Genomic DNA, 25,181 nt, shown 5'->3' on the forward strand with positions numbered 1-25,181 from the left:
GAAAGAAACAGGGCCGGTTCAAGACCAGCCCCGAAGGTAGCCTTTGTTTAACTTTGTGCCGCAACGCCTGCGCTGCGCATCAGATCCAGCATGGTGTTGGCGCGCTGGCGGATATTGGCCTGAGCCAAACCGTCATCGGCGATCTGCTTGAACAATTTGGCCGCATCGTCGTAACGCTCGGCCTTCCAGGCCGCAAGGCCAAGGGCTTCGCGCGCGCTGGAGCGCATCGAATTGCCATCGGCGGACAGGGTTTCGACGCGCTTGGCGACATCGTCATAAGAACCGCTATCGACCAGCAGATAGCCCGCACGCAGGCGCGCCACATCACGCAGAGGGCCTGGCACGGCATTGTCGGCAGCGATATCGTCGAACGCCTTCACGGCGCCAGCCGCGTCGCCCTTGCCCGCAAGTACCGAAGCCGCACGCAGGCGCGCCAGAACCGGATAGGAACCGTAGCCGGTCTTTTCCAGATCGTCGAGCGCAGCAAGCGCCTCATCGTTCTTGCCTGCCGATGCAAGGTCAAGCGCCGCGAGGAACTTGTCACCGGATGCAGACGCCTTGCTGTCGGTCCAATGCTGATAACCGACCCAGCCAGCAGTGCCCAGAACGACAGCAACGGCAGCACCGATCACGATCGGGCCGAAATTCTTCCAGACCTGCTTCGCCCGTTCCGAACGGAGTTCTTCGTTTACCTCGCGAATGAAACTGTCGTCTGCCATGGACCTGCCATTGTTCTTGAATCTGGTTTACGAAATAGATGTTCTGGCGCTTTTAGTCGGAATTGTCGCCATATGTAAGACCCGTCTGCGAAATAAGCAGATCAAGCCCCGCGTAAAAGTGAATTTCGGTCCGACCTTCGCCATATTCAAGGGATAGCGAGGTCATATCCCCCTTCCCGGCATCCGATTTTCCCGGTATCTGATGGCAATGCGCGTTTTCTCCCCCAGAACCCTTCTCGCTCTTTCCCTGTCGACGGCTTTTTGTGCCCCTGCCGGGGCGAAATCGCCGGACCTGAGTGCCGGAGCCGACGCTGCTGCCGCTAAAACGCAATATGTGCTGATTTCCTTCGACGGCGCGCATGACAATGCGCTGTGGACGCGCTCACGCGAACTCGCGAAGAAGAACAACGCCCATTTCACCTATTTCCTGTCCTGCGTCTTTCTGATGACCCGGAAGGACCGCGCCAGCTATCAGCCGCCGCACAAAAAGGCGGGTGCGTCCAATGTCGGCTTTGCCCAGACCCATGATGAAGTCGTGACCCGGCTTGGCAATATCTGGCAGGCGCATCTGGAAGGCAACGAGATTGCCAGCCACGGCTGCGGCCATTTCGACGGCACAAGCTGGTCCACCGCCGACTGGAACAAGGAAGTCGGCGAGTTTCGCCGCATCGTTGCCGACGCCTACAAGAACAACGGTATCGACGGCGAGCCGGAAGGCTGGCGCGACCTCGCGCTGCACGGCATCAACGGCTTCCGCGCACCCTATCTCGCGGCTTCGAAGCCGGTGCAGGACGCGCTGAAGGCCAATGGTTTCCGCTATCAGGCCTCATCCGTCACACGCGGGCCGGAACTGCCCCAGATCACGGGCCAGTTCGCATCCTTTGGATTGCCGCTGATCCCGGAAGGCCCGTCACAGCGCCCGATCGTCGGCATGGATTACAATCTCTATGTTCGCCATTCCAAGGCCAAGGAAGCGCCGGAACAGTCGGCAGCCTTTGAAGAACGCGCCTATAAGGCGTTTCGCACTGCCTTCGACAAGCAATATGACGGCGAGCGCATTCCCTTGCAGCTTGGCTTCCATTTCGTGCTGATGAATGACGGCGCATACTGGCGCGCCATGGAGCGGCTTGTTTCGGAAGTCTGCACCAAGCCCGATGTCAAATGCACCACCTATGGCGATTATCTGAACAGCCTCGACAAAAACACCGGCCACGCTGCGCAGAACAGGTCGTAACCGGCGTTTTCCAATCCCTCATGCTGAGGAGGCGCGTAAGCGCTGTCTCGAAGCACGGAGGGTGCTGGTCCTCTTCCCTAAACGCTCTGCGGTGTTTCCAGATTTTCACGATCCAGCGACGGCAGCGGCTCACCATGGATGGTCGCCTCGAAAGCCCGCAGACGTTTGTAGATCGACAGAAGCTCGATAATCGTCGTCCATGAATTGACGAGATACTGGAACGAACCCTGCACCTGAGAGAACACGTTGCTGATCTGGTTCATCAGTCCAAGTGTCAACTTACCTGCCACGATGGACGGAATGAGGATAATCGTCGGAAAGACATTATCCGCCTGCAGGTAGAGAATGCGGGCCACGTTGAAATAGACATAATGGAAATAGAGCCGGAAGTAATTGTGCCGGACATTGCGGAACAATTCGCGCATTGTAACCGGCCCCGCGCGATCATCATGATCCTCGCCATAGACCAGTTCCTTACGATAGGCCGCTTCCACGCGCTGATTGTTGAATTCCAGCCCCGGCAGCTTGATGCCGACCAGCGCCAGCAGGCCTGTACCGAAGACCGCCCAGAAAATCGCCGCCCAGACAAGCGCATGCGGGATGACGCCGACGATCGGCAGTTCATTGATCTTTTCTGAAAAGGTGAACAGGACCGGCAGGAAGGCGATCAGTGTCATGACGGCCTTCACCAGACTGACGCCCAACTGTTCCAGCGTTGAGGAAAAGCGCATCGTGTCTTCCTGCACGCGCTGCGCCGCACCTTCGATATGACGCAATTGCGGCCAGTGGCTCATGTAATAATCATTCATCGCCGTGCGCCAGCGGAAGATGTAATGGCTGACGAAAAACAGGCTCAACACGCCGATCGTGACCGCGATGAAGGCGATGCCGAGGAAGTCGACCGTGCCCCAATAGAAATCGCTGGCCGTGACCGAACCCGGCGTCGACAGCGCTTTCTGCACCATATCGTAGAACGGACCATACCAGGCATTCACCGCCACGCTGGCCTGCACCGAAAAATAGGTCGTGAACAGGATCAATGCCGAACCGAGGATCGACCAGCGCTGCCAGGGATGCGGCGAGAACACTGCCCAGAACGCGTAGAACGCAAAGGTCACCACTGCGAAATAGATATAGAACCAGAGGAACGGCGCGGACCAGAAAATGCTGGCGCCGATGATCGGCGCAGCGTCGGTAGCCGCTGGCGGCATTCCGAATATGCGCCCAAGATTTTCTCCCCCCATATACCAGCCAAGGACAGCCAGCAGGCTCCAGAGCACGACAGACGGAAAGAACAATTTGGGGCGGGGGAAGAAAGATACAAACACGAAAAGGGTCCCGATTCTATGGGGTTATCGCCCCCATAGAATGCCTGTTAGCGTGCCTTTACCAGTTAAATCTTTGTAAGATTTTGCCAGAAACCTCATTAGTTTCCTGCTTTTAGCGCCCTACTTGGCCTTTTGACCGGCAAGCACGCCAATGACGGCAACAGCCACCAGCGAAAGCGCTGCCGCGAGACTGGCCGAGGTGAACGAGCCGGAACGCTGCGCCATGTAACCGGCGACCAGCGGCCCGACAATCTGCCCGATGCTGAACGACACGGTCATACGCGCCAGTGCCCGCTTTGGCGATGCCGGAGCCAGAACCCGCGCAATCTGGAGACCGAAAGCCGTCAGCGCCATAAAGGTCATGCCCAGAAGCGCACCGCCGACCAGCGGGCCAACGGGCGGCGCGATGACGACGCTGGCAGCAACGCCGATGGCTTCCAGTAGCGCCGTCAGCGCAAAAGCATTGAACAGGCCGAACTTTTTCGCCGCCGGAGACCAAAGCCAGATGGATGGCGCGGCGGTCAGGCCGGTGACGATCCACACGGCTGCTTCCATCAGCGGCCCGCCCTCGTTGGCGCGCACGATGGCGATCAGAAACGTGGCAGTGATGACATAGCCGAAGCCGAAAATACCGTAGGCAAGCGCCAATGCGTTGAAGGCAAAGCTTTTCGGCAAAGCCGGTTCACGTGTATTGCCGCCATTGCCGCGCGGCCCTTCGCGCACCAGAAAGACCACGCCCACCAGCATGACCAGCGTAAGCAAAGCCGCACCGACCCAATCCGCACGCCAGCCAAGGCCGGAAAAGCGGATGGCGGCGACCAGCACCGCCGAGATGGCAATACCGCTGCCCACCCCGCCGAAATGCACCGCGCCAAGGCCGCTGCGCTCGGCGGCGGTCACATGGCTGAGCACGATGGCCGTGCAGAGGATCATGGTCACCGCGCTGATGAAACCGGCAGCAAAGCGGATGGCTGCAAACATCCAGACGCCGTCGAACAGCGCCATTCCCGCGCAAAGCACTGCACTGATGATGAGACCGGCGATGACGCTGGCGCGTTCGATGCCTGCCGACCAGCCATAGCCCGCCGCCACAGCGCCAAGCAGATAGCCGATATAATTGGAGGAAGCGATGAAGCCTGCATCAGCGGCGTTGAAGCCAAGATCGGCCATCATGCCCGGGAGGATCGGCGTGTAGATGAAACGGCCAATGCCCATTGCAGACGCCATGGCGAGAAAACCGCCCAATGCATAACGGATCGCCGTCTGGTGTTGAGCGGAGTTGGGGGAGGATGACATTGCAATATCCGAACGGGAAAAAGCTGACTTGAGAAAGTTCGACTTGGGAGAGAACTGGGTCATGCGCCGCAAAATACCCCTCAAGCGCGGGCGTACAATTGAATTTTTCTGATGGAAGCGATCAAGGGGAATAGGGGAATAGGGGAATAGGGGAATAGGGGAATAGGGGAATAGGGGAATAGGGGAATAGGATTGATAACGCCTCGGCCGTCCGCAACCAAAACATACTGCCTTATTCCCCTATTCCCCTACTGCCCTACTTCAATGTGGAAATATCGCGCTTGGGGAGATCAAAATGATCGCGGTTCAAAAACTCATCTCTATGGCTGGTCTGTGTGCATCCATCTTTCTGACTGCTGGCGCGGTTCAGGCGGCGGAACTGAAGTCCATGGAAGAGGTCGGTGCGGCATTGCAGGCCTGCTGGTCGCCGCCCGCCGGCACAAAGAGTTCATCCGTCACGCTGAGCTTCAGCTTCAAGCGCGACGGCAGCCTGATCGGCACGCCGCGCGCCACGGCGATCAATATGAAGGGCGATGCAAAGGCCAGAAAGGCTTTTGCAGATTCCGCCATTGAAGCCGTGCAGAAATGTACGCCGCTGCAACTGGCTCCCGCGCTGGCGCAAGGGATCGGCGGTGGTGTCTATACGATGCAGTTCACCTCCCCCGACAAATAGGCGCGAACGCTCGGCGGCGTCCAATCATGGCTTGCGAATCACATAAGTACGTGCTTATGTGTTAGCCATGAACGAGAATGATATTTTCAAGGCGCTGGCCGATCCGACCCGTCGCGCGATCTATGAAAAACTGGCGACTGGCAGCCTGAATGCCAGCGCGCTGCGCGAAGGCATGGAGATCAGCCAGCCTGCCATGTCCCAGCATCTGGCGGTTTTGCGGGGTGCCGGACTGGTACGGGAAGAAAAGCGCGGGCGGTTCGTGAATTACGAAGTCGACCCCGACGGTCTGGCGCTGATGGCCCAGTGGCTGATGAAATATCGCGCCTACTGGCCAGCGCGTATCGACGCCCTGAAAGACTTGCTGAAGGATATGGACCAATGACCGAACAGCAGAGCCAAACGCCGAAGCCCGATATCGCGCAGACCTATGAGCTGGATGCCGCGCCGCAGAAAGTCTGGCGGGCAATCAGCACGCCCGAATTCCGGGAGCACTGGCTTCCCACAGCCGATCTTGCCGAACAGAACGCCGCATCGTGCAAACCCGGTGAGGAAATCACCTATCGGATGCGCGAGAAGGAACCGCCTTTTCTCGAAAGCACCGTCACTTTCAGCATCGCTCCCAATGGTGAGGGCGGCACGCGCTTGCAGATCAGTCATGTGCTGAGCGACATCCGGCTAAAGCGCCCTGCCCCGGTTGCAGCCAATGCCAATGGAACGCTGCTGATGCGCGCGGCCTAGCGCAAGACAGCCCGTCATCCGACAATCTGGAAAGGAGTTCGCCATGCGCGAAACGATGCAACTCGTCCCTGTGGTTGTTGAACAATCAAGCCGCGGCGAACGGTCATTCGACATTTATTCCCGTCTGCTGCGCGAGCGGATCGTGTTCCTCAACGGTGAGGTGAACGACACGGTTTCGGAACTTGTCTGCGCCCAGTTGCTGTTTCTCGAAGCGGAAAATGCCAGGCTGCCGATCAATCTCTACATCAACTCACCCGGCGGTGTGGTGACGAGCGGTTTCGCGATCTACGATACGATGCGCTATATCCGTGCGCCCGTTCACACGCTTTGCATGGGCACTGCCCGCTCGATGGGTTCCTTTCTGCTGATGGCGGGCGAACCCGGCCACCGCGCAGCGCTACCCAATGCCAGCCTGCTGGTGCACCAGCCATCGGGCGGATTTCAGGGCCAGGCATCGGATATTTTCATCCATGCCGAGGAGGTGCAGCGTACCAAACGCCGCATGATACGACTTTACGCAGAACATTGCGGACGCACCGAAGAAGAGGTTGAACGCGCGCTGGACCGCGATAATTTCATGACCGCGCAGGAAGGTCTCAGCTGGGGGCTGGTCGATCACATTCTGGAAAAGCGCGACGACCCGTCGTCGTGACTACTGGCTTGACGGCGCGGTCATTTCCTTTTCCGTTTCCTTTGCAGGGCGCAGCGGCACGCTGTCGGGAATTCCCGAATGCAGGAAATGCAACAGCGTATCCTGCACCGATTCCAGCCGGTGTACGGAATCACGCCAGCCGAAGGGTATTTCCTTCGGCACCGGCGGAATGCGCTGCGGCACCACGCCTTCATCCAGCGAACAATTGGCAATGATGATCTGCAACGCCTCGCCGATCCAAGGCGGCGGGGGAGCCTCCTTCTTGCGCAGCGCATTGCCCAGCGCTTCGCCGAACAATAGCGCCGAGGCGTAAAGACGAATGCCGCGACGATCATAGCGTCCGGCCATTTCGGTCACTTCGCGCGCCGCCAGCCGCCCGCGCAACGACCAGCGCGCATTGCTGCGGGCAAGCGCAATGCCGTCGCCCAGCGCGATGACAGCCCGATGGGCGGAAGTGAACTGATTGACCGCATTTTGCGCGCGCACCGGGTCCTGTTTATCAAGCGCCATAGCCGCCTGTTTCAGCCCATTTGCCAGCCGGTCCAGCAGGCCCCGCGCCGCCCTGTCGATCAGCCGCACCGGGTCAGGCGTCAGCAAAATCTGGCTGAACAAAAGCCCGACACCTGCCCCCACCAGAACGTCGATCAGGCGGGTCACCCCCGCCACTTGCGGCCCCATGGCCAGCACCAGAATGGCCGAAACCCCGGACTGGATGGCAATCGCTGGCGCCATGCCGAACGAGGTCGCCAGCACCATGGCAATGAAGGTCACCACCGCCATATGCATGACGGGAATGGTTTCCGGCAGCAGAAGCGACAGCTCTCCGATCACCACGCCTGTCGTCACGCCAACCATGACGCCAATGGCCTGCTTGCCGTGATTTGGCAGGTTGGGCGCAAGGCAGATCACCGCTGTAACCATGGCAAAGACCGGCCGTGGCTGGCCGAGTAGCCATTGACAGATCAGCCAGGCGACAGCGCCCGCAATGGAAGCAACCAGCGCATCGCGCCAGCTCACCGACCATTGCAGAACGATCTTGTTCAAGCGCTGATGCATGGCTTTCTCCGCTAGAGCGGTTCCGGTTAAAACGGAAGCGTGGAACCGCTCTATCCATTTGTTTTTACGCATTATCCTACGCAAAACCGCTACGCACTTTTGCTGGAAATGCTCTAAGGCAGACCTATCCGCAGATATCTATGGCAGAAGCCCGGCAGCTCAAGACTTGAAGAAGGCCTCATACTGATCCGGCTTGAAACCGACCGTCAGCACGCCGTCCTTGTCGAGCACCGGACGCTTGACCATGGAGGGCTGTTCCAGCATCAGCGCCCGCGCCTTGGCGGCATCGACATTCTGGCGCACTTCTTCCGGCAATTTGCGGAAAGTCGTGCCAGCGCGGTTCAAAAGCTGTTCCCAGGCGACGGTTTTCAGGAAGCGGTCGAGCGTTGCCGCATCGAGCCCTTCCTTCTTGTAATCGTGAAAGCCATAGTCGATGCCATGGTCCTCAAGCCATGTGCGCGCCTTCTTCATGGTGTCGCAGTTTTTGATACCGTAGATGGTCACGCTCATGGTCGACTCCTTCAAACCTTTGCGCGATCAAAGGCCAATACGCATTTCGGTTCAACCCTTTATGTCAGGTCTATCGCGCATCGTGAAAGATTATGCCCAGCGTATGTCGCATGCCGGAGCGGATGCGGCTGACACCGTGCCGCATCTTGACCCGGTAGTCGCTGCGCGTGCCTTGTACCGGTCGGTCGTTAACGGCGAAGATCACCGCATCGCCCTGTTGAAGCGGCACCACCTCTGCCCTGCTCTGCATGCGCGGGCGTTGCTCGGTGAGCACGAATTCGCCGCCCATGAAATCCTCACCCGGTTTCGACAGGAGAATGGCCACCTGTAACGGGAAGGCGATGTCACCATAAAGGTCCTGATGCAGACAATTATAATCCCCCTCCACATATTGCAGCAGAAGCGGTGTCGGGCGCGACTGGCCGGCTGCATGGCAGCGTTCCAGAAAGGCGTCATGGGTTGGTGGATAACGGGTGTCGCTGCCCATTCTCCGGCTCCACGCATTGGCGATGGGTGCGAGCTGCGGATAGAGGCTGGCGCGGAGGCTCCCAATTAAGGCAGGCAGCGGATTGGCGTAATATTTGTATTCGCCGCGTCCAAAACCGTGCCGCGCCATGGAAATGGTGCTGCGGAATGCGGCGGAATCATGCCATTTCGTGGCAAAATTGTGGCAATCATTTTCGGAGAGAAGTTGGGGGAGAATGGCCGTGCCGAATGTGTCGAGTTCGGCGCCGATCTTGTCCCAGTCATAGGCGGCGACTTTTGCCGCCGCTTTTTCCACGTCGCCGCTCATGCTTCACGCTCCCGCTTCAGGAGGTCGCGCTTGCGCTCGACACCCCAGCGATAGCCGGACAGCCCGCCATCATTGCGCACCACACGATGGCATGGCACCGCGACGGCGATCTTATTGGCGGCGCAGGCTTGCGCAACGGCGCGAACCGCTTTCGGCGTACCGATCCGCTCGGCAATATCCGTGTAGCTCGCTGTTTTTCCTGCCGGAATTTCCCGCAAGGCCTGCCAGACGCGCTGCTGGAACGCTGTACCCCGCAGATCGAGCGGCAGGTCGAGACCGATGCCCGGCGCTTCGACAAAGCCGACCACCTGAGCGATCATGCCTTCAAAGTCGCGATCAGCCCCGATGAGATTGGCTTTCGGAAAGCGCTTTTCCAGATCGCGGATCAGTGGTTCCGGATCGTCACCCATCAAAATGGCGCAGACGCCCTTGTCGCTTGCCGCCACAAGGACTGCGCCAAGCGCCGATTGCCCAATGGCGAAACGAATGTCGGCGTCCTTGCCGCCCTGCCGGTAAGCCTTTGGCGTCATTCCAAGAATCCGGTCTGAGGCTTCATAGAAGCGGCTGCTGGAATTATAACCGGCGTCATAGATCGCATCGGTCACGCGGATTTCCGGCGCATCGAGCGCCACACGCATTTTCCGGGCGCGATGTGCGTCGGCATAGGCCTTGGGCGTCAGTCCGGTGAAGGCTTTGAAAATGCGATGGAAATGCGCGGGACTGGTCTTCACCGCATCCGCGATTTCTTCCAGAGACGGCACTTCCTCCGCTGCCTCGATATAGCGGCAGGCAGAAGCCACGATTTCGGCATGGCGCGCATTGTTCTGCGTTGCGAGCGTTTCGGTCAGATGCGGCTTGCAGCGCATGCAGGGGCGAAAACCTGCCCGCTCGGCATCCTCACAACGATCGAAAAACTGCACGTTCTCGCGCTTTCCGCGTCGCGACGGGCAGGATGGACGGCAATAAACGCCGGTGGTGCGCACGGCATAAACGAAGGCACCGTCCGACGCCTTGTCGCGTCCGAGCACCTTCTGCCAGCGGCTTTCATCGGGATCATGCGTTTTGAGGGTCATAAGGTTCATGTCCGTGTTCCTTCTTTATATGAACCAGACATAGGACCTTACAAGGGCGGTCACACTCCGCTGCTTGCTTTCAAATTCGAAATGAAAAAAGCGGGCCTTTGCAGACCCGCCTTCATCGAAATATTCGTCCGGCAGACGTGATCAGGATTTACGCGCATCCGCGATAGCCGCGATCAGTTCCTGCTGCTTCATCACGCCGCCATAGAGCTTGGTGCCGATGACAAAAGACGGGGTGCCGCTGAAATTGAACGCTTCACCCTGATTCATGTTGCGCTCGAGAATGCCATTGATCCGCTTGGAATCAGCCTTATAGGCCGCTTCAAGCTTGGCAGCGTCGAGACCGCCCTTCTTCATGGCCGCATCAACCTGTTCCTTGGTCAGACGGCCCGGCGTGGCCATCAGCGCTTCCATGGCCTTGACGTAATTGCCGGACTTTTCCGCCGCCAGAACAAGCCGCGCCGCATAGGCCGACATATCGCCGAAAATGATCCAGTCCTTCAGAACCAGCCGCACATTGCCGTCATCCTTGACGACACGCATCAGTTCACTATGGCCCTTTTTGCAATAGGGGCATTGATAGTCGAAATATTCGACGATGGTGACATTGCCATGCGGATTACCGAGAACCGGGATTTCCTTGTCGTAGAGAACCTCGGCCACGGTCGGAACGGCCTGTGCCAGACCCTGCGCACCCGAGAATCCGAGTGTCGCAATGGTCCCGGCTGAAACAGCCAGCATCTGACGGCGGTTTATCATGAACTAGCTCCCATGCCAGATTGGGACTTGTCGAGCACCACAACGCGGGCACCCGTCGGGGCGCGCTTGTAGAGATCGAGAATGTCCTGATTGAAAAGACGGATACAGCCCGAGGACGCCGCCTTGCCGACCGACCACGGCTCATTGGTGCCATGGATGCGATAGAGCGTGTCCTTGCCGTCGCGATAGAGATAGAGCGCGCGGGCACCAAGCGGATTGCGGATACCGCCCTCCAGACCATTGGCGTATTTCGCATAATGGTCAGGATTGCGCTTGATCATGTTGGCGGTCGGGGTCCAGCGCGGCCATTGCGATTTATAGGCAACCTTGGCTTCGCCCTTGAAGGTCAGCCCGGCGCGGCCGACACCGACCGAATAGCGCATGGCCTTGCCGCCCGGCTGCACGAGATAAAGATAGCGCGCATAGGGATCGACAATGATGGTGCCCACCGGATGATCCGTCGCATAATCGACCTGCTTGCGCAGGTTGCGCTCGGCAATCTTGTTCACATCAAGCGCAGGAATGAAGTTCTTGCCGTCGGTGACAGCGCCATACATCACTTCATATTCGCTGCGCGCCGTCTGCACTTCCGATTCTGCCACGGCTGCGACTTGTACCGGCTGCGGTTCTGCCACAACCGGCTGAACAACAGGCTGGGGCATGATGACCGCGACCGGCTGCTCGGCGGAAGTCGTCGTGCAGGCGGCAGCTGCCAACGGCAGCACAGCGATGGTGGCAATGCGCAACAGTCGCGCTGCAATACGGTATCTTTCGTCCCCGCGCTTCATAATAGTCCAAGCCCCCGGCATCATCTTCAATCCTTGTTTCTGCAATTACATCCGGCCATCGGTGGTGAGACCGGCCGACCGGGCAATGGTGGCAGACGTGACATCGCCCACCAGTCTCGTCCCCTCCCGCTCGCGGCTTGCCTTGTCGAAGAAAATCATCGTCGGCGGGCCAGCCACTTTCAGCTTCGCCATCAGGTCGGCATTGCCATTGGTGAGATCGGAAATATCAGCCTTGATGAGCTGATAGCCGTTCAGGCTTTTCTTCACATCGGCATCCGGCAACACGCGCTTTTCCACGGTGGAGCAACTCACGCACCAATCCGCCGTGAAATAGATCAGCGTCGGGCGCGAGCCTTCCACTGTCGCAAGCTTCTCCTGAAGGGAAGAAACCGTATCGACCGGCGCGAATCGCAGCTCGGCCATACTCTGGTTGTCGCCACGGTTAGCGAATACGGCCAGCGGTTGCAACGGATCTCTGCCGCCAGACGCAAGGCCGAGCATCAGGATGGTTGCATAGACGAAGGCTGCCGCGCCAATCGTGCGGGCGACAACGCTATGCCCCGGCACTTTGAGGAAGGCAAAACTTGCCACGCCGAACAGCAGAATGGCCCAGAGCGCCATATCCACGCCCGAAGGCAAAAGCGGTGCAGCCATGAAGATCGCAGTTGCCAGAAAACCGAAGCCGAAAATCTGCTTCACGGTTTCCATCCATGCGCCTGCGCGCGGCATCGTGCCCGCGCCAAGGGTCGCGAAAGCGATCAGCGGCAAGCCCTTGCCGATACCAAGCGCGAAGAGTGCCCCCGCACCCAGCGCGACATTGGCCGTCTGTGCAATATAGAGAAGTGCACCCGCCAGCGGTGCGGTCACGCAAGGGCCGACAATCAGCACCGACGAGAAGCCGAGCACGGCGGCGGAGCGCTTGGAGCCTGTACGCTGGCCGGTCTGCGCGGAAACCGCGCTGACCCACCGGCTTGGAAGCTGGATCTGGAACAGGCCGAACATGGACACAGCCAGCAAGGTGAACAGCGCCGCCAGAGCAAGTGCCGTCCATTTCGATTGCAGGACCATTTGCAGGTTCTGCCCCGACCAGCCAGCGATTGCCCCCACCAGCGCAAAGCCCAAAGCCAGACTGACCACATAGATGGAGGAGAGGACGAAGCCGCGTTTTGCCGTCAGCTTTTCACCTTCGCGCGCCAGCGTTCCGGCGACGATGGGATAGATCGGGAAAACGCAAGGCGTGAAGGCCAGCAGCACCCCGAACGCCAGAAAGGCCGCGATGACAAAGCCCGTGCCGCCCTCAGCCAGCAGGTTTTCGACCATGCCCTTCTCAGGCGCGAGCGCAAAAGCCTTGCTTTCATTGGCCGTGCTTGCAGCCATCCGGGGCGTCGCCGTCGTGAAAGCAGTGCCTTGCGCAAAAGATTGGGTTTGGGCCTTGGCCAGAGTGCCCATCTGGCTTGAAACGGCCAGCGTCACCGGGTCGACTGTTCGCGTTTCGGGCCGATAGCAGATACCGTCTTCCTGACAGCCCTGATAGGTGATTTCCACCGGCGCGGTTTGCGCATTCAGGCTAGCACTGGCATGGCGATAATAGACTTCGAGCCTGCCGAAATTCGGGTCGTCCTTGGCAATGCCGGGCTGCGTATCGACATCGAGCGCATTGCCCTTGTCGTCCTTTGCGGCGATATGATCGCGATAGAGATAATAGCCTTCGGCAATGGTCCAGCCGAGCACAAGGCGTCCATCGGCATCCTTCGTCACGCCAAGACGAAAGGCTTCGTTCACCGGCAAGGGGCCAGCGGCAAAGGCTGACGAGAACGCCGTGAAGATCAGGAGAGCGAAACTCACAAGGCTCGCAGAAAGACGCATTCCGGTTTTCCGAACTGATTCGTAGGAAATTGATTATGTTGCAAAAGGCGAATGCCGCCGCCACCTTAAGGCAGCCTTAAGCTGGGACAGCGACAAGCCGGGCCGATTTAAAACGACAACAAGGCAAAAACAGGAAGATCGATGCGCATTCTGGTGGTTGAAGACGATGCAATCCTGCTCGACGGGTTGTCCGTTGGTTTGGGCATTGCCGGTTTCACCGTGGATGCGGTCTCGACCTGCGGCGATGCCGAAGCAGCCCTTGCAGCGCAAAATTACAATGCCGTTGTGCTCGATCTCATGCTGCCGGACGGGTCCGGCCTGGACATTCTGAAGACCATGCGGCGCGGACGCGACGACACGCCGGTGCTGCTTCTGACCGCTCGCGATCAGGTGCCCGAACGTATCGCGGGGCTGGACGCCGGCGCCGACGACTATGTCGGCAAACCGTTCGACCTGCATGAACTGGCCGCCCGGGTGCGCGCTGTAGCGCGACGCGGGACTGGTCGCGCAAACGCCATGCTGGAATGGCGCGGTGTCGAGCTTGATCCGGCGGAAATGTCGGCGCGCTTCAAGGGCGAGCCGCTGCGGCTGACGCGGCGTGAATTCTCGATCCTGCGCGCGCTGATGGAGCGCCCCAATGCGACGCTTTCCAAATCATCGCTGGAAGAAGCGCTTTATGGCTGGCAGGAAGAAGTGGAAAGCAATGCGGTGGAGGTGCATGTCCACCACCTGCGTTCCAAGCTTGGCTCCGATTTCATCGAGACGGTGCGCGGTGTCGGCTATCGTCTGGCGGGGGCCTGCGCATGAGTTCGATCCGTGGCCGTCTGACCGGCATTCTGATTGGTGTAACCTGCATCGTCTGGCTGGTTGCCGTGGTCTGGATTCACACCACCACCCAGGCCCAACTGGAAAAGGTTCTGGATGCGCGTCTGATGGAAGCCGCACGCATGGTCAATTCGCTTTTGAGCGATCACCGCGTGGAAGTCGGCCCTGATGGCGATGGCGGCCAGCTTTCACTCAAGCCCATGCCGGAATTTTCCGACTATGACCGGCAGCTTTTCTGCCAGATCTGGGCGCTGGACGGCAAGCTGGTCGGGCGTTCGGAAAGCGCGCCGGTTACACGGCTTACGAGCGTTGCGAACGGTTTTTCCAACACGGTTGTCGCTGGCGAGCGCTGGCGGGTGTTTGCGGTTGAAAACACGCAGCTTGGTCTGCGCGTGATGGTCGGCGACAGTCTCTATGTCCGCGAAAGACTGGTCCGCAATGTGGTGACGGGGCTGGTCGTGCCTGCCCTTCTGGTGCTGCCGCTGCTGGCAGGCATGATCTGGCTTTGCGTGCGGCGCGGGCTCAACCCGTTGAGCAGCCTTGCCTCCGTTCTGTCGAAGCGACAGGCGCAGGATTTGCGCCCGCTGCCGGAAGAGAATCTGCCCAAGGAAATCGCCCCTGCGGTAACCGCGTTGAACGGGCTGTTCCACCGCGTCGAGGAAGCGCGCGAGCGCGAACGCAACTTCGCGATTTTCGCCGCCCATGAGCTGAAGACGCCGCTCGCCGGTCTGAAGACACAGGCGCAGATCGCCGAGAGCGCAAAGGACGAAGCCGTGCGCGCCAATGCGGTGCGCCAGATCGCAGCCGGTGTGGACCGCACCAGCAGGCTGGTCGGTCAGTTGCTCGATCTTGCAGCGCTTGAAACGTCCGACGAAACCGAAACACCGATGCCGGAACCGGCCTGCAAGCTTCTGCACACCATCGCCACCGATATGCGTATGCTCGGCGCACAACGCGGCGTCGCCATCGAATTGCTGGAAGGCATGCCACTCGTGCAGATGCCCTTCCCGCATCTCTTCACGCTGGCGGCGCGTAACCTGATCGAAAACGCAGTACTGCATTCACCACCGGATGGTTTTGTGCGCTGCGGCTTTACCGTCGCGGACAGCCGCCTCACCCTCACCGTTGAAGACAGCGGCCCCGGCATTCCCGATATCGAAATGCCGCATGTCACCGAGCGCTTTTTCCGCGGCAAGCACCGGCAGGACAATGGCAGCGGCCTCGGCCTTGCCATTGTGCAAATGGCGGTCACGCGGATGGAAGGCACATTCGATCTGGTGAACCGTCCCGATGGTGGTCTTCGCGCCACGCTGACGGTGCCAATCGCCTAACGTCTGAGATCGGTTCCCTCCCTAGAAAATCGTCGTTGATTAGGATCAATGACAGCACGCCACTGAGCGCCGATAGAAATCCTGTCGCTACAACTGCCCCTGACGGGCGGTCTTCGTTACGCGCTGCGAGGGGATTTCATGAACTACGCCGCTGGAACAGTCCTATCCGGTCTGGGAGCGCTTTTTGCCGTTCTCCTGGCCGGATTTTCCCATGACGAGCTGTTCAGAACCCATATGTGGATTCTGTTCGTCGTGCTCGCCATTTTCACCATTCTTCTGTTGCGCAACGCCGATTACGGTCTGACGCCGAAAAAGACGGATCAGTCCGTCTATATGGACGGTCCGATCCGCTACGGCCTGATTGCCACGGTGTTCTGGGGCGTTGTCGGCTTCCTCGTCGGCGTTGTTATCGCCGCGCAGCTCGCATTTCCGGATCTCAATCTGGAACCATGGCTGAACTTCGGCCGCGTGCGCCCGCTGCACACTTCCGCCGTCATCTTCGCCTTCTGCGGCACCGCGCTTATCACCACATCCTTCTATGTGGTGCAGCGCACCTGCCGCGCCCGCCTGTTCGGCGGCGATCTGGCCTGGTTCGTGTTCTGGGGCTACCAGCTTTTCATCGTCATGGCCGCCACCGGCTATCTGCTCGGCATCACGCAGAGCCGCGAATATGCCGAACCGGAATGGTATGTCGACATCTGGCTGACCATCGTCTGGGTCGCCTATCTGGTCGTATTCCTCGGCACCGTGCTGAAGCGCAAGGAGCCGCATATCTATGTGGCCAACTGGTTCTTCCTCGGCTTCATCATCACCATCGCCATGCTGCATATCGTGAATAACCTTGCCGTGCCGGTCTCCTTCCTTGGCACCAAGAGCTATTCCGCCTTCTCGGGTGTTCAGGATGCGCTGACGCAATGGTGGTACGGCCACAATGCCGTCGGCTTCTTCCTCACCACCTCGTTCCTCGGCATGATGTATTACTTCGTGCCGAAGCAGGCGAACCGACCGGTCTATTCCTACCGCCTGTCGATCATCCACTTCTGGTCGCTGATCTTCCTCTATATCTGGGCCGGTCCGCACCACCTGCACTATACCGCACTGCCCGACTGGGCGCAGACGCTGGGCATGGTGTTCTCGATCATGCTGTGGATGCCGTCCTGGGGCGGTATGATCAACGGCCTGATGACGCTGTCGGGTGCATGGGACAAGATCCGCACCGATCCGATCATCCGCATGATGGTGGCTGCCATCGCCTTCTACGGCATGGCGACCTTCGAAGGCCCGCTGATGTCGATCAAGGCGGTCAATTCTCTGTCGCACTATACCGACTGGACCATCGGTCACGTTCATTCCGGCGCGCTTGGCTGGAACGGCATGATCACCTTCGGCGCGATCTATTATCTGGCTCCGAAGCTGTGGAACCGCGAACGCCTCTACTCGGTGCGCATGGTCAACTGGCACTTCTGGCTCGCCATTCTCGGCATCGTGCTCTACGCCGCCGCCATGTGGGTTGCGGGTATCCAGCAGGGCCTGATGTGGCGCGAATACGACGATCAGGGTTTCCTCGTCTATTCCTTCGCAGAAACGGTCGCCGCGATGTTCCCTTACTACGTCATCCGCGTGACCGGCGGCCTGCTCTACCTCACGGGCGGTCTCGTCATGGCCTGGAACGTCTATCAGACCATTCGCGGAAACCTGCGCGATGAAGCGCCGATTGCCGGCGCAACCCCGGCCAAGCCGGCATCAGCGATGCAGCCTGCGGAATAAGGATCGAACACACATGTCCTTTCTGAAAAAACACGCCGTAATTGAAAAGAACGCAACGCTGCTGCTGGTTGGATCGCTGACCGTGGTGCTGATTGGCGGCATCGTGGAAATCGCGCCGCTGTTCTATCTCGAAAACACCATCGAGAAGGTGGAGGGGATGCGTCCCTATTCACCGCTCGAGCTTGCGGGGCGCAATATCTATGTGCGCGAGGGCTGCTATCTGTGCCACAGCCAGATGATCCGCCCTTTCCGCGACGAGGTGGAACGCTACGGGCATTACAGCCTTGCAGCGGAATCCATGTATGATCATTCGTTCCAGTGGGGCTCCAAGCGCACGGGGCCGGACCTCGCCCGCGTCGGTGGCCGCTATTCCAACGAATGGCATGTCCAACACCTGATCCGCCCGCGCGATGTGGTGCCGGAATCGGTCATGCCGAGCTACGGCTTCCTGAAGGACACGCCGCTGAGCGCCAGTAACATTGCTGCCGATCTGAAGGCCAATGTCGCGGTGGGCGTGCCCTATACGCAGGACATGATCGACAATGCGCTGGCCGACCTGAAGGCGCAGGCCGATCCCGAGGCCGACACATCCGGCGTCGAGGGGCGTTATCCCAAGGCCAAGCTCGGCGATTTCGACGGCAATCCGGCTGCGGTGACGGAGATGGATGCGCTGGTCGCCTATCTCCAGATGCTCGGCACGCTGGTCGATTTCTCGACCTACGATCAATCCCCCAAAGCGCGATAGGAGCTTCCCATGGATTACAACGCCATGCGCCACTTCGCCGACAGCTGGGGCCTGCTCGGCATGACGGTCTTCTTCGTTATCACCGTCTTCTATGTCTTCCGTCCCGGCAGCAAGAAGATCGCCGACGAGGTGAAAGCCATTCCGTTCAAGGATGACGCAAATGACTGATAAGCATATCGACGACGTCAGCGGTGTTTCCACCACCGGCCATGAATGGGACGGCATCCGCGAACTCGACAATCCGATGCCGCGCTGGTGGCTGTGGACCTTCTACGCCACCATCCTGTTTGCCATCGGCTACACCATCGCCTATCCGGCATGGCCACTGATTTCCAGCTCGACTGCCGGGCTGACCCAATGGTCGAGCCGCGGCGCATTGCAGGAAGACATGCGCCAGGTGGCGGCGGAAAAGCAGGGCATCCTCGACCAGATCAAGGCCAAGGATGTGCATGAGATTCTGGCCGATGAAAACCTGCGCCAGTTCGCCATTGCGGGCGGCGCGGCTGCCTTCCGCGTCAACTGCGTGCAGTGCCATGGCTCCGGCGCGCAGGGCGCACCCGGCTATCCGAACCTCAACGACGATGACTGGCTGTGGGGCGGTTCCATCGACGAAATCCTGACGACCATCCGTCACGGCGTTCGTTCCAAGGACGACGCGGACACGCGCGCTTCCGAGATGCCCGCTTACGCCGACATTCTGGAACCGCAGCAAATCCGCGATGTGGCGGCCTATGTGGTCAGCCTGACCGGCACACCGCACGATCCGTCGATGGTTCCCGCAGGCCAGAAGGTCTTCTCGGAAAACTGCGCTGTCTGCCACGGCGCCGACGCCAAGGGCAGCCGCGAATTCGGTGCGCCGAACCTGACCGATGCGATCTGGTTCTACGGTTCCGGCGAAGACGCAATCATCCGTCAGGTGTCGCATCCCAAGCACGGCGTGATGCCCGCATGGGAACCGCGCCTCGGCGACACAACCGTCAAGCAGCTGGCGATATTCGTCCATTCGCTGGGCGGGGGAGAATGAAGAGAGGGGAGTAAGGCAGTAGGGGAATAGGGGGGTATGTTTTGGTTGTGAAGGCCCGCAGCGTCGCTCCCGTTTTTTCATACTCCCTTACTCCCCTATTCCCCTACTCCCTTCTCCTCCCTAGGAGCATAAAATGTCAGAGCAAGTCGAACGTATCGACGTTCAGGCAGTGAATTCCCCCAAGACGCGGCAGTCGCTTTATGCGGCGCGGGTCAAGATTTTTCCGAAGCGCGTTCAGGGTGAGTTCCGGCGCTTCAAATGGCTCGTCATGCTCATCACGCTGGGCATCTACTATCTGACGCCATGGCTGCGCTGGGATCGCGGGCCTTATGCGCCAGATCAGGCCGTGCTGATCGACCTCGCCAACCGCCGCTTCTATTTCTTCTTCATCGAAATCTGGCCGCAGGAATTCTATTACGTCGCGGGCCTGCTCATCATGGCGGGCCTCGGCCTTTTTCTGGTCACCTCCGTCGCGGGCCGCGCATGGTGCGGCTATACCTGCCCGCAGACTGTCTGGGTCGATCTCTATCTCGTGGTGGAACGCGCCATCGAAGGCGACCGCAACGCCCGCATGAAGCTCGACAAGGGGCCATGGACCTTCGACAAGATCTGGAAGCGGGTGACGAAACATTCGGTCTGGCTTCTGATCGGCGTTCTGACCGGCGGCGCGTGGATTTTCTACTTCGCCGATGCGCCAAGCCTCCTTTTCGATTTCGTGAGCGGACAGGCAGCACCCGTCGCCTATTTCACCGTCGCTATTCTCACCGCCACCACCTATACGCTGGGCGGGCTGATGCGCGAGCAGGTCTGCACCTATATGTGCCCGTGGCCGCGCATCCAGGCCGCGATGCTCGACGAGAATTCGCTGACCGTGACCTATAATGACTGGCGCGGCGAACCGCGTTCGCGCCATGCCAAGAAGGCTATCGCCACCGGCGAATCCGTCGGTGATTGCGTGGATTGCAATGCCTGTGTGGCCGCCTGCCCGATGGGTATCGACATTCGCGACGGCCAGCAGCTGGAATGCATCACCTGCGCGCTGTGTATCGATGCGTGCAATTCGGTGATGGACAAGATCGGCAAGGCGCGCGGTCTCATCTCCTATGCGACGCTGGCCGACTACGACGCCAATATGGCGCTTGCCACCAACAACGGAATGATGCCCATCACCCCTGCCCGGGTTTACGCTGCGCCCAATGTGCTTTCCGACAAGGTGCAGAACCTGTCATGGGGCAAAGTGCTGCGTCCGCGCAGCCTGTTCTATTTCATCGTCTGGGCGCTGATCGGCCTCACGCTGGTCATTTCGCTGTCGATGCGCCAGCGCATCGGCATCAATGTCCTGCACGACCGCAACCCGCAATATGTGCTTCTGTCGGACGGTTCGATCCGCAACGGTTATACGGTCAAGCTTCTCAACATGATCCCGACGCCGCGCACCTTCCGCTTGTCCATCGAAGGACTGCCCGGCGCGACTCTGACAGTGCAGGACGAGACGGCAGACGCAGACGGCAATTATGCCGTGCCCGTCGAACCCGACCGGCTGAAGACATTGCGTGTCTTTGTGACCTTGCCGCACAGCGCCATCTCGGATCACCGCAAGGATTACGAAATCGAAGTGCGCGACGCGGACGGCGCTGAACACGCCCGCTACAAGGCAACCTTCATGGCTCCGGAGGGACGATAATGTCGGCAGAAACCGAGACTGCATCCGCAAATTCGGCAGGCACATTCACCGGCTGGCATATGCTGGGCATCATGGTGGCGTTTTTCGGGGTGATCATCGCCGTCAATGTGACGATGGCCTATCTCGCCATTCACAGCTGGAGCGGGCTGGTCGTCGCCAATTCCTATGTCGCGAGCCAGGAATTCAACGAAAAGGCCCAGACCGGCAAGGAACAGGCAGCCCTCAACTGGCAGTCGACGCCCGCCTATGCCGGGGGTGTCTTTACCTGGCGGCTCACCGACCGCGACGGCAAGCCGGTTGCAGTGACGGGCGGAACAGTGGAGTTCAAGCGTCCCGTTGGCGATGTGAACGATACCAGGGCAGCACTTGCCACCCGGGAAGCGGGCGTGCTCGGCGCCAGCATCGACCTTGCTGATGGCGCATGGGTCATGGAAATCAACGCCGATGCCGGTCTGGAAGACCCCTATCGCCATATCGTCCGCGTTCTGATCAAGAACGGGAAGCTGTTATGAGCTGCTGCGTCGAGAATGCGCAGATTGCGACGGTCATCCAGACCGTTTCCCCGGATGAAATGCAGCTCGCCAGCCGCACGCTCGGCGACGGGCTGCGCCAGCTCGACCTGTCGGTGCCGGGCGTTCACTGCGGATTGTGCATCAAGACGATTGAAGAAGCGCTGGCACAGATCGCAGGCGTTGCCTATGTCCGCGTCAACCTGACTGCGCGGCGGGTCGCGATCCGCTGGAAGGACGGCGAAACGCCGCCCAATGTCATCGATCCGCTGCGTCGTCTCGGTTATGAAGCGCATATTTTCGACATGGCACAGGAGAAGGATCCAGCCTTCGCGCGCCTGCTGATCGCGCTTGGTGTCGCGGCTTTCGCCTCCAGCAATGTCATGCTGCTTTCCGTCGCTGTCTGGTCGGGTGCGGATGCAGCAACCCGAGACCTGTTTCACTGGGTCTCCGGCCTGATCGCCCTGCCGACGCTGATCTTCTCAGGCCGCATCTTCTATGTTTCCGCATGGAATGCACTGCGCGCAAGGCGTGTGAACATGGATGTGCCGATTGCGCTGGCCATCTCGCTCGCCTTTGCGATGAGCATTTATGAGACCATGAACCATGGTCATCATGCCTATTTCGATGCCTCGGTGACACTTCTGTTCTTCCTGCTGATCGGTCGCACGCTCGACTATATGATGCGCGCCCGCGCCCGTTCCGCCGTGCGCGGTCTGGCGCAGCTTGGCAGTCGTGGCGCGGTGGTGATCGCCGACAATGGTGAGCGGAACTATCTGCCGGTCAATGAAATCCGCCCCGGTATGCGCATCATTCTGGCGGCTGGCGAGCGCGTGCCGGTGGATGCGAGAATTGAGGAAGGCCGCTCCGAACTCGATTGCGCTATCGCATCCGGCGAAAGCGACGCGGTGCCGGTCGGCCCCGGTTCGGATATTCGCGCCGGTACGCTGAACTTGTCCACGCCGCTCGTCATCCGGGCAACGGCGGAAGCCAAGGATTCCTTCCTTGCCGAAATGGTGCGCCTGATGGATGTGGCTGAGAGCGGCCGCGCCTATTATCGCCGCCTCGCCGACCGCGCCTCCGAGCTCTATGTGCCGATGGTGCACACGATTGCCTTCCTCGCATTCACGGGCTGGATGGTCTACACCGGTGGCGACTGGTATCGCTCGATCTATATCGCCATTTGCACGCTGATCATCACCTGCCCCTGCGCGCTGGCGCTGGCCGTGCCGATTGTGCAGGTGGTTGCAGCGCGCCGCCTGTTCGAGAACGGAATCATGATCAAGGACGGCTCCGCCATGGAACGCATGGCCGAGATCGACACCGCGATCTTCGACAAGACCGGCACATTGACGCTCGGTCAGCCGCGCCTGATTGGCCTTGAAAGCGTCAATACGCACTATCTCGAAATCGCCGCCGAACTGTCGCTCTATTCCCGCCATCCGCTGTCGCGGGCGCTGGCACAGTTTTCCGGTCAGGGGCCGATGAGCGCCTTCACCCGGATCGAGGAAGTTCCGGGATCGGGTATCGAGGCGGAAATGGACGGCAAGCTTTATCGTCTCGGCAAATCCGAATGGGCTGGCGGCATGGCCGATGCAACCGCTGCAAACGGGCCGGAAACCTGCCTTTCCATTGACGGCATGCTGGTCGAAACTTTCCATTTCGAGGACAGCCCGCGCGAAGACGCAGCCGCCGCCATCGCCGCCCTGAAAAAGGATGGGCTGAAGCTTGGCATCATCTCCGGCGACCGACTACCAGCCGTCCGGAAGCTCGCGGATTATCTGGGTGTCGATGACTATCGCGGCGCGGTGCTGCCTGCCGACAAGTCGCAGCTCGTGCAGGCGCTTTCCGGCGAAGGCCGCAAGGTGCTGATGGTTGGCGACGGCCTCAACGACGCGCCTGCCCTCGTCGCGGCCCATGTTTCCATGGCCCCGGCAACTGCAGCCGATATCGGGCGCAATGCCGCCGACTTCGTGTTTCTGCGTGAGAGCCTCGCCGCCGTGCCGCTGGCCTTTGCGGTCTCGAAGGAGGCAGGTCGGCTGATCAGCCAGAATTTCGCGCTGTCCATCGGCTATAATATCATCGCCGTGCCAATTGCGATCTTCGGCTATGTCACACCGTTGGTGGCAGCACTTTCCATGTCGCTGTCGTCCATCGTGGTTGTCAGCAACGCGTTGCGGTTGAAAGCCGGAAAGCAGAAGCAGCAGGCGCAGACACGCACCACGCCGGTTGCCGTCATCAAGGAAGCGCACAAATGAGCGGGCTTCTCTTTCTCATCCCCGTCGCCCTTTTGATGGGCGCGGTGGGGCTAGCAGGCTTCCTGTGGTCACTGAAAAACGGCCAGTATGAAGACCTCGACGGCGCGGCGAACCGGATACTGCTCGACGACGACACTACTCCGTTATCAAAATCGCGCGCAGATCGTTGACATTGGTGCCGGTCGGGCCCGGTATGAACAGATCGCCGATGGCGTCAAAGGCTGTCCATGCATCGTTGTTGTTGAGGCGCGCCGCACCATCCTCGCCCGCCTTTTGCAGACGCGACACCGTGCTGCCATCGGCAAAGGCACCGGCATTGTCTTCCGATCCGTCGATCCCGTCCGTGTCGGCGGCAAGCGCATGGATATTGGCATAGCCATCAATATCGAGCGCAAAGGACAGCAGGAACTCGCTGTTGCGCCCGCCTTTGCCACCTTTGCCGCGAATGGTGACTGTGGTTTCGCCGCCGGACAGGATGACCACCGGCTTTTTGAACGGACGGTCGCGTTCGACCACTTCCCGCGCAATTGCCGCATGGACATGCGCCACTTCGCGCGATTCCCCTTCCATGGCATCCGACAGGATCACCGCTTCAACGCCGTGCCGGGCAGCCTCTTTCGCTGCCGCTTCCAGCGATACGGCGGCAGATGCAATCACCCGCACTTCGTTTTGCGCGAAAACCGCGTCATCCGGCTTTGGCGCATGCGCTCCTTCGCCGCGAATATGGGCAAGTGCGGCCTCCGGCAATTCCAGCCGATAGCGTTCGATGATCTTGAGCGCGTCATCGCGGCTGGTTTTGTCCGGCACCGTCGGGCCAGAGGCCACAAATGCCGGATTGTCACCCGGAATATCCGAGACGACCAATGAGAACACCCGCGCCGGATGGGCGGCAGCGGCAAGGCGTCCGCCCTTGATGGTCGAAAGATGCTTGCGCACGGCATTCATGGCCGAGATCGGCGCGCCCGACGCCAGCAAGGCCTTGTTGACGGCAATTTCGTCTTGCAGCGTCAGCCCTTCCGGGGGAGACGGCAGCAGCGCCGAGCCACCGCCGGATATGAGCGCCACCACGAGATCGTCTTCCGTGAGACCCGACACGGCATCGAACAGGCGCCGGGATGCCACAAGTCCCGCTTCATCCGGAACCGGATGCGCCGCCTCGATAATCTCGATGCGTTCGCAAGGCGTGCCATAGCCATAGCGTGTCACCACGAGGCCCTCAATCGGGCCATCCCACGCCCTTTCGAAAGCCGCCGCCATCTGTGCGGAACCTTTGCCCGCGCCGATGACGATCGTGCGCCCCTTGGGCTTGGCAGGCAGATTGGCGCGGATGACCAGTTCGGGATCGGCAGCCGCCACGGCGGCGTCGAAAAGGCTGGTCAGGAATTTCTTCGGATCGGCGATGGCGCTTGTGGCAGTCATGAGAATCCCGGCTTCACAAATCAACGGCGGCACTATTCCCCGCGCGGCACATAAAATCAATGGAGCCGGCCATCTCCCTCCAGATAACCAGCTCCACGCTCTCCCCTCCAGAGAACCGATCAGGCCTG

The 25,181-nt window shown here is 59.9% G+C and carries 26 protein-coding genes; 15 read left to right on the forward strand and 11 right to left on the reverse strand.

Annotated features, from left to right (window positions below; all coding sequences use genetic code 11):
- Positions 1 to 47 precede the first annotated feature (47 nt).
- On the reverse strand, positions 48 to 719 hold the full coding sequence (locus FHW00_RS10515) for a tetratricopeptide repeat protein (protein WP_113534691.1): 672 nt from the start codon (positions 717 to 719) through the stop codon (positions 48 to 50).
- A 208-nt stretch (positions 720 to 927) separates the two neighbouring features.
- Between FHW00_RS10515 and FHW00_RS10520 the strand changes: the two genes are divergently transcribed.
- Complete coding sequence (locus FHW00_RS10520) at positions 928 to 1,953, forward strand: polysaccharide deacetylase family protein (RefSeq protein WP_078338119.1); 1,026 nt, start codon at positions 928 to 930, stop codon at positions 1,951 to 1,953.
- 77 nt (positions 1,954 to 2,030) lie between these two features.
- Here FHW00_RS10520 and sbmA read toward each other — a convergent pair whose 3' ends face one another.
- A complete protein-coding gene (sbmA, locus tag FHW00_RS10525; protein WP_078337987.1) occupies positions 2,031 to 3,281 on the reverse strand; it encodes a peptide antibiotic transporter SbmA in 1,251 nt (416 codons plus the stop codon).
- A gap of 120 nt (positions 3,282 to 3,401) precedes the next feature.
- Positions 3,402 to 4,577: a YbfB/YjiJ family MFS transporter gene (locus FHW00_RS10530; RefSeq protein WP_078338118.1), complete on the reverse strand. Its 1,176-nt coding sequence runs from the start codon at positions 4,575 to 4,577 to the stop codon at positions 3,402 to 3,404.
- Positions 4,578 to 4,872: 295 nt separating this feature from the next.
- Here FHW00_RS10530 and FHW00_RS10535 point away from each other — a divergent pair, with 295 nt between their 5' ends.
- The 4 genes from FHW00_RS10535 to FHW00_RS10550 all read left to right on the forward strand — a co-directional run bounded on the left by FHW00_RS10535 (position 4,873) and on the right by FHW00_RS10550 (position 6,640).
- Positions 4,873 to 5,250, forward strand: coding sequence for a hypothetical protein (locus FHW00_RS10535; RefSeq protein WP_113533688.1), 378 nt, complete (start codon positions 4,873 to 4,875; stop codon positions 5,248 to 5,250).
- Between the two features lie 67 nt (positions 5,251 to 5,317).
- Positions 5,318 to 5,632, forward strand: a complete 315-nt coding sequence (locus tag FHW00_RS10540) for an ArsR/SmtB family transcription factor (protein ID WP_078337986.1) — start codon at positions 5,318 to 5,320, stop codon at positions 5,630 to 5,632.
- Positions 5,629 to 5,988: an SRPBCC family protein gene (locus FHW00_RS10545; RefSeq protein ID WP_078337985.1), complete on the forward strand. Its 360-nt coding sequence runs from the start codon at positions 5,629 to 5,631 to the stop codon at positions 5,986 to 5,988. Before FHW00_RS10540 ends, FHW00_RS10545 begins: the two co-directional genes overlap by 4 nt.
- A 43-nt stretch (positions 5,989 to 6,031) precedes the next feature.
- The gene (locus tag FHW00_RS10550; protein WP_078337984.1) at positions 6,032 to 6,640 is read left to right on the forward strand and encodes an ATP-dependent Clp protease proteolytic subunit; all 609 of its coding nucleotides are present in this window, start codon (positions 6,032 to 6,034) and stop codon (positions 6,638 to 6,640) included.
- Here the strand turns inward: FHW00_RS10550 and FHW00_RS10555 are convergent, their stop codons facing one another.
- The 7 genes from FHW00_RS10555 to dsbD form a co-directional block, all read right to left on the reverse strand.
- Positions 6,641 to 7,696, reverse strand: a complete 1,056-nt coding sequence (locus FHW00_RS10555; protein ID WP_078337983.1) for an FUSC family protein — start codon at positions 7,694 to 7,696, stop codon at positions 6,641 to 6,643.
- A 159-nt stretch (positions 7,697 to 7,855) separates the two neighbouring features.
- Positions 7,856 to 8,206 carry an ArsC family reductase gene (locus FHW00_RS10560; protein WP_078337982.1) on the reverse strand — a complete coding sequence of 117 codons (351 nt, stop codon included), beginning with the start codon at positions 8,204 to 8,206 and terminating at the stop codon, positions 7,856 to 7,858.
- 70 nt (positions 8,207 to 8,276) lie between these two features.
- The gene (locus FHW00_RS10565; protein ID WP_078337981.1) at positions 8,277 to 8,999 is read right to left on the reverse strand and encodes a 2OG-Fe(II) oxygenase; all 723 of its coding nucleotides are present in this window, start codon (positions 8,997 to 8,999) and stop codon (positions 8,277 to 8,279) included.
- Complete coding sequence (gene ada, locus FHW00_RS10570) at positions 8,996 to 10,081, reverse strand: bifunctional DNA-binding transcriptional regulator/O6-methylguanine-DNA methyltransferase Ada (RefSeq protein WP_078337980.1); 1,086 nt, start codon at positions 10,079 to 10,081, stop codon at positions 8,996 to 8,998. Before ada ends, FHW00_RS10565 begins: the two co-directional genes overlap by 4 nt.
- Positions 10,082 to 10,222: 141 nt before the next feature.
- Positions 10,223 to 10,837, reverse strand: a complete 615-nt coding sequence (locus FHW00_RS10575; RefSeq protein ID WP_078337979.1) for a DsbA family protein — start codon at positions 10,835 to 10,837, stop codon at positions 10,223 to 10,225.
- The gene (locus tag FHW00_RS10580; protein ID WP_078337978.1) at positions 10,834 to 11,625 is read right to left on the reverse strand and encodes a L,D-transpeptidase; all 792 of its coding nucleotides are present in this window, start codon (positions 11,623 to 11,625) and stop codon (positions 10,834 to 10,836) included. Before FHW00_RS10580 ends, FHW00_RS10575 begins: the two co-directional genes overlap by 4 nt.
- Before the next feature lie 45 nt (positions 11,626 to 11,670).
- Complete coding sequence (dsbD, locus tag FHW00_RS10585) at positions 11,671 to 13,491, reverse strand: protein-disulfide reductase DsbD (RefSeq protein WP_078337977.1); 1,821 nt, start codon at positions 13,489 to 13,491, stop codon at positions 11,671 to 11,673.
- A 141-nt stretch (positions 13,492 to 13,632) separates the two neighbouring features.
- On the opposite strand from dsbD, the gene FHW00_RS10590 reads away from it, so the two are divergent.
- From FHW00_RS10590 to ccoS, 10 genes are all read left to right on the forward strand, one after another.
- Entirely contained in the window at positions 13,633 to 14,298 is a 666-nt protein-coding gene (locus FHW00_RS10590) for a response regulator (RefSeq protein ID WP_078337976.1), read from the forward strand.
- Positions 14,295 to 15,647 carry an ATP-binding protein gene (locus FHW00_RS10595; RefSeq protein ID WP_078337975.1) on the forward strand — a complete coding sequence of 451 codons (1,353 nt, stop codon included), beginning with the start codon at positions 14,295 to 14,297 and terminating at the stop codon, positions 15,645 to 15,647. Before FHW00_RS10590 ends, FHW00_RS10595 begins: the two co-directional genes overlap by 4 nt.
- 138 nt (positions 15,648 to 15,785) lie before the next feature.
- Entirely contained in the window at positions 15,786 to 17,414 is a 1,629-nt protein-coding gene (ccoN, locus tag FHW00_RS10600) for a cytochrome-c oxidase, cbb3-type subunit I (protein WP_078337974.1), read from the forward strand.
- A 13-nt stretch (positions 17,415 to 17,427) separates the two neighbouring features.
- Positions 17,428 to 18,159 carry a cytochrome-c oxidase, cbb3-type subunit II gene (gene ccoO / locus FHW00_RS10605; RefSeq protein WP_078337973.1) on the forward strand — a complete coding sequence of 244 codons (732 nt, stop codon included), beginning with the start codon at positions 17,428 to 17,430 and terminating at the stop codon, positions 18,157 to 18,159.
- 9 nt (positions 18,160 to 18,168) lie between these two features.
- Positions 18,169 to 18,327, forward strand: a complete 159-nt coding sequence (locus FHW00_RS10610) for a cbb3-type cytochrome c oxidase subunit 3 (RefSeq protein WP_078337972.1) — start codon at positions 18,169 to 18,171, stop codon at positions 18,325 to 18,327.
- Positions 18,320 to 19,183, forward strand: a complete 864-nt coding sequence (gene ccoP / locus FHW00_RS10615) for a cytochrome-c oxidase, cbb3-type subunit III (protein ID WP_078337971.1) — start codon at positions 18,320 to 18,322, stop codon at positions 19,181 to 19,183. Before FHW00_RS10610 ends, ccoP begins: the two co-directional genes overlap by 8 nt.
- Before the next feature lie 133 nt (positions 19,184 to 19,316).
- Positions 19,317 to 20,867, forward strand: coding sequence for a cytochrome c oxidase accessory protein CcoG (gene ccoG, locus FHW00_RS10620; RefSeq protein WP_078337970.1), 1,551 nt, complete (start codon positions 19,317 to 19,319; stop codon positions 20,865 to 20,867).
- A complete protein-coding gene (locus tag FHW00_RS10625) occupies positions 20,867 to 21,379 on the forward strand; it encodes a FixH family protein (protein WP_078337969.1) in 513 nt (170 codons plus the stop codon). The genes ccoG and FHW00_RS10625 overlap by 1 nt, the downstream gene beginning before the upstream one ends.
- Positions 21,376 to 23,634: a cation-translocating P-type ATPase gene (locus FHW00_RS10630; protein WP_078337968.1), complete on the forward strand. Its 2,259-nt coding sequence runs from the start codon at positions 21,376 to 21,378 to the stop codon at positions 23,632 to 23,634. The genes FHW00_RS10625 and FHW00_RS10630 overlap by 4 nt, the downstream gene beginning before the upstream one ends.
- Positions 23,631 to 23,804 carry a cbb3-type cytochrome oxidase assembly protein CcoS gene (gene ccoS, locus FHW00_RS10635; RefSeq protein ID WP_078337967.1) on the forward strand — a complete coding sequence of 58 codons (174 nt, stop codon included), beginning with the start codon at positions 23,631 to 23,633 and terminating at the stop codon, positions 23,802 to 23,804. Before FHW00_RS10630 ends, ccoS begins: the two co-directional genes overlap by 4 nt.
- Here ccoS and FHW00_RS10640 read toward each other — a convergent pair.
- Complete coding sequence (locus FHW00_RS10640; protein ID WP_078337966.1) at positions 23,770 to 25,053, reverse strand: glycerate kinase type-2 family protein; 1,284 nt, start codon at positions 25,051 to 25,053, stop codon at positions 23,770 to 23,772. The genes ccoS and FHW00_RS10640 overlap by 35 nt on opposite strands.
- Positions 25,054 to 25,181: the final 128 nt, after the last annotated feature.

The sequence above is a fragment of the Ochrobactrum sp. P6BSIII genome (assembly GCF_014138065.1).
GTDB lineage: Bacteria > Pseudomonadota > Alphaproteobacteria > Rhizobiales > Rhizobiaceae > Brucella.

What these genes read in the sequence shown, in the direction of transcription:
- FHW00_RS10515 (WP_113534691.1), bottom strand. Translation starts at nt 719, where the DNA reads ATGGCAGACGACAGTTTCATTCGCGAGGTAAACGAAGAACTCCGTTCG.
- FHW00_RS10520 (WP_078338119.1), top strand. Translation starts at nt 928, where the DNA reads ATGCGCGTTTTCTCCCCCAGAACCCTTCTCGCTCTTTCCCTGTCGACG.
- FHW00_RS10530 (WP_078338118.1), bottom strand. Translation starts at nt 4,577, where the DNA reads ATGTCATCCTCCCCCAACTCCGCTCAACACCAGACGGCGATCCGTTAT.
- FHW00_RS10535 (WP_113533688.1), top strand. Translation starts at nt 4,873, where the DNA reads ATGATCGCGGTTCAAAAACTCATCTCTATGGCTGGTCTGTGTGCATCC.
- FHW00_RS10540 (WP_078337986.1), top strand. Translation starts at nt 5,318, where the DNA reads ATGAACGAGAATGATATTTTCAAGGCGCTGGCCGATCCGACCCGTCGC.
- FHW00_RS10545 (WP_078337985.1), top strand. Translation starts at nt 5,629, where the DNA reads ATGACCGAACAGCAGAGCCAAACGCCGAAGCCCGATATCGCGCAGACC.
- FHW00_RS10550 (WP_078337984.1), top strand. Translation starts at nt 6,032, where the DNA reads ATGCGCGAAACGATGCAACTCGTCCCTGTGGTTGTTGAACAATCAAGC.
- FHW00_RS10555 (WP_078337983.1), bottom strand. Translation starts at nt 7,696, where the DNA reads ATGCATCAGCGCTTGAACAAGATCGTTCTGCAATGGTCGGTGAGCTGG.
- FHW00_RS10560 (WP_078337982.1), bottom strand. Translation starts at nt 8,206, where the DNA reads ATGAGCGTGACCATCTACGGTATCAAAAACTGCGACACCATGAAGAAG.
- FHW00_RS10565 (WP_078337981.1), bottom strand. Translation starts at nt 8,999, where the DNA reads ATGAGCGGCGACGTGGAAAAAGCGGCGGCAAAAGTCGCCGCCTATGAC.
- ada (WP_078337980.1), bottom strand. Translation starts at nt 10,081, where the DNA reads ATGAACCTTATGACCCTCAAAACGCATGATCCCGATGAAAGCCGCTGG.
- FHW00_RS10575 (WP_078337979.1), bottom strand. Translation starts at nt 10,837, where the DNA reads ATGATAAACCGCCGTCAGATGCTGGCTGTTTCAGCCGGGACCATTGCG.
- FHW00_RS10580 (WP_078337978.1), bottom strand. Translation starts at nt 11,625, where the DNA reads ATGAAGCGCGGGGACGAAAGATACCGTATTGCAGCGCGACTGTTGCGC.
- dsbD (WP_078337977.1), bottom strand. Translation starts at nt 13,491, where the DNA reads ATGCGTCTTTCTGCGAGCCTTGTGAGTTTCGCTCTCCTGATCTTCACG.
- FHW00_RS10590 (WP_078337976.1), top strand. Translation starts at nt 13,633, where the DNA reads ATGCGCATTCTGGTGGTTGAAGACGATGCAATCCTGCTCGACGGGTTG.
- FHW00_RS10595 (WP_078337975.1), top strand. Translation starts at nt 14,295, where the DNA reads ATGAGTTCGATCCGTGGCCGTCTGACCGGCATTCTGATTGGTGTAACC.
- ccoN (WP_078337974.1), top strand. Translation starts at nt 15,786, where the DNA reads ATGAACTACGCCGCTGGAACAGTCCTATCCGGTCTGGGAGCGCTTTTT.
- ccoO (WP_078337973.1), top strand. Translation starts at nt 17,428, where the DNA reads ATGTCCTTTCTGAAAAAACACGCCGTAATTGAAAAGAACGCAACGCTG.
- FHW00_RS10610 (WP_078337972.1), top strand. Translation starts at nt 18,169, where the DNA reads ATGGATTACAACGCCATGCGCCACTTCGCCGACAGCTGGGGCCTGCTC.
- ccoP (WP_078337971.1), top strand. Translation starts at nt 18,320, where the DNA reads ATGACTGATAAGCATATCGACGACGTCAGCGGTGTTTCCACCACCGGC.
- ccoG (WP_078337970.1), top strand. Translation starts at nt 19,317, where the DNA reads ATGTCAGAGCAAGTCGAACGTATCGACGTTCAGGCAGTGAATTCCCCC.
- FHW00_RS10625 (WP_078337969.1), top strand. Translation starts at nt 20,867, where the DNA reads ATGTCGGCAGAAACCGAGACTGCATCCGCAAATTCGGCAGGCACATTC.
- FHW00_RS10630 (WP_078337968.1), top strand. Translation starts at nt 21,376, where the DNA reads ATGAGCTGCTGCGTCGAGAATGCGCAGATTGCGACGGTCATCCAGACC.
- ccoS (WP_078337967.1), top strand. Translation starts at nt 23,631, where the DNA reads ATGAGCGGGCTTCTCTTTCTCATCCCCGTCGCCCTTTTGATGGGCGCG.
- FHW00_RS10640 (WP_078337966.1), bottom strand. Translation starts at nt 25,053, where the DNA reads ATGACTGCCACAAGCGCCATCGCCGATCCGAAGAAATTCCTGACCAGC.